Source organism: uncultured Campylobacter sp., assembly GCF_938018145.1.
Lineage (GTDB): Bacteria > Campylobacterota > Campylobacteria > Campylobacterales > Campylobacteraceae > Campylobacter_A.
This window is the reverse complement of the sequence record NZ_CALIII010000020.1, coordinates 1-2,607: the sequence shown is the minus strand read 5'-3', so window position 1 is coordinate 2,607 and position 2,607 is coordinate 1. Positions and strand designations below refer to the sequence as shown.

The following is a 2,607-nucleotide window of genomic DNA, read 5'->3' as shown; positions in this document are numbered from 1 at the left end:
TCGGCCAACAGCTATTTTCTGCAATGCTAAACATCGGCGGCTACGTCGGCTTTTTTACGAAACTAGTCATTGCGTTCGGTATCGCGTTTGAGCTTCCCGTTATCACCTTTTTTCTCGCCAAACTCGGCCTAGTCGACGATAAGATGCTAAAAAACTCATTCCGCTACGCTATCGTCGTGATTTTTATATTTGCCGCGGTTATGACGCCTCCGGATATCCTCAGCCAGTTTTTGATGGCGGTGCCTCTAATCGGTCTTTACGGGCTTTCTATCTTTATAGCCGCCCGCGTAAATCCGGCTAAAAACGAGGAGTCGGAAACCGACGAAGAAAAAGAGGACGAATAACTATGAAATCAAGTAGGCTAGCCAAATGAGTCAAATTTTAAATCCAAACTCGCTTGACGCCTACGACTACGAGCTACCGCCGGAGCTAATCGCAAATTTCCCAACCTTTCCCAAAGAGGATGCGAAGCTGCTAGTCTACGAGCGAGCTAGCGAAAAAATCTCTCATCTAAAATTCGGCGACTTGCCTGAAATTTTACCGCCTTGCGATATTATTTTTAACGACACCAAAGTCATAAAGGCTAGAATTTTCGGCAAAAAACAAAGCGGCGGCGAGACGGAGCTTTTGCTAAACTCTCCGCTTGCGGACGGTAAATTTAGCGTCTATATAAAAGGCAAGGTTCGCGCGGGCAGCGTTTTAAATTTCGGCGAAAATTTGACCGCCGAGGTCTGCGAGCTCTTTGACGACGGCTCGCGCACGGTCAAATTTAGCCAAAACGGCCAGCTTTTGGACACGGCCGCTCTTTACGGTATATTGTCCCGCATCGGCCACGTGCCTTTGCCGCCATATATCAAGCGAAGCGACACCAAAGACGACGAGAGCTGGTATCAAAGCGTGTTTGCTAAAAACGAGGGCGCAGTGGCGGCTCCGACGGCGAGCCTGCACTTTAGCGACGAGATGATCGCGCGCCTAGCCAAAGACCGCGAGATAGCCTACCTCACCCTGCATGTGGGCGCAGGGACGTTTAAGGGCGTGGAGAGCGAGGATATCACGCAGCACAAGATGCACGCGGAGTTTTACGATATCCCGCAAGACACGCAAAATTTAATCAACTCAGATAAGCCGATCCTAGGCGTGGGCACGACGGTGACGCGCTGCGTGGAGGAGTTTGCTAGAAGCGGCAAATCTAGCGGCGAGTGCAGGCTGTTTTTAAATTTAAACAACAAGCCCATCCGCCAAAACTACCTGCTTACGAATTTTCACCTGCCAAAATCGACGCTAATCATGCTCGTTACCAGCTTTATCGGACTTGAGCAGACTATGCGGATTTACAAAACCGCCGTGGAGCAAAAGTACAAATTTTACTCCTACGGCGACGCGATGCTGGTTGTATAGCCGTGAGTTTCGCCTATATTTTTCTGATTTTCGCCGCGTTTTATATAGCGGTTTTGGGCGGTTGCTATTTTATGGATAAATTTAGAAGGTCAAACGGCATGATAAAAAAAGAAACTACGCAAAAAAACGGCGCGAGCGAGATTGGCAAATCTAGCGAGGCAAATACGCTGCCAAAAGTCGATATCGCGGGCGGTTTGCTGTTTTTAGTCTCATCGCTAAACGAGGACGCGCAAAAAAACACGAACTACGTGCTGCTAGACTACGACATCGCCTATCCTAGGCTATTTTACGCAGATATCGCCGCTCTTGCGAAGCTCATCGACGCGATGGCTCAAATTTTCCTTTTAAACGTCTCAAACTCGACCGTTACGATCAAATTTTTGTTATCAAACTACTACAAAAACAACATCAAATTTACCCTTAGCGTCTACTGCGATCACGACTTTTTTACGAGCAAAAGCACGCCTCGCGTAAATATGAACGCGCAAAGCCGCAAATACTACGAAACGGCGATAGCGCTAGCCGAGCAAAACGGCTCAAGCATCAGATTTGAGTTTGATCACGGCGTACGCATTAGCACCGAGATTTCGCTACGTCTGTGCGACGATAAGCTCGATCTCATGCAAAGTTTTAAGATAAAAAATCCCAAAAATTTTAGCGTCCTCGTCGCCGAGCCAAACCCCTATTCATTTAATATCATCAAAAAAGATCTCGAATTTATCGGCATCGACGTCAAGCCATGCCGCGAATGGGACGTCGTAAAACGCCACGTGCGGGATATGATTTTTCGCCCGGATGTCGTTTTTATCGACGAGAGCTTATTGCAAAGCATAGACGAGTCGCTACAAAACGATATCGCAGAGAAAAAAATCGCTCTTGTCGTGCTTAAAAATACGAGCGCGCAGACAAGCCTAAATCCAAAAATACGCGCCCTGTCGCTGCCGCAGCCATATTTGCCGGATATGCTCGTGTGCGTCTTAAACGAAGCTTACGAATTCAAGATACAAAACGGGGATAAAATTTAGCTTTTTGAAATTTTACTCGTATTTTTAAAACTCGTTAAACCGCCCTGCTTCGTTTGATAAGCTCAAATTTGACCCAAAACCGCTACCTCAAAATGATATAATAAGCCCAAACAACAGAGGCTAAAATGAACAAAATAACCTGAATCTGCCTAGGCGCGTGAAGCATGTAAAGGGCGCTGAAATT

Annotated in this window: 3 protein-coding genes; all 3 read left to right on the top strand. The window is 46.9% G+C overall.

The window, feature by feature from the left end:
* On the top strand, positions 1-344 hold a 344-nt coding region (locus Q0338_RS00545), incomplete at its 5' end, for a twin-arginine translocase subunit TatC (protein ID WP_298085065.1).
* 25 nt (positions 345-369) lie between these two features.
* Positions 370-1,398, top strand: coding sequence for a tRNA preQ1(34) S-adenosylmethionine ribosyltransferase-isomerase QueA (gene queA, locus Q0338_RS00540; RefSeq protein WP_298085064.1), 1,029 nt, complete (start codon positions 370-372; stop codon positions 1,396-1,398).
* A gap of 71 nt (positions 1,399-1,469) precedes the next feature.
* Positions 1,470-2,423, top strand: a complete 954-nt coding sequence (locus tag Q0338_RS00535; RefSeq protein ID WP_298085063.1) for a hypothetical protein — start codon at positions 1,470-1,472, stop codon at positions 2,421-2,423.
* Positions 2,424-2,607 lie beyond the last annotated feature (184 nt).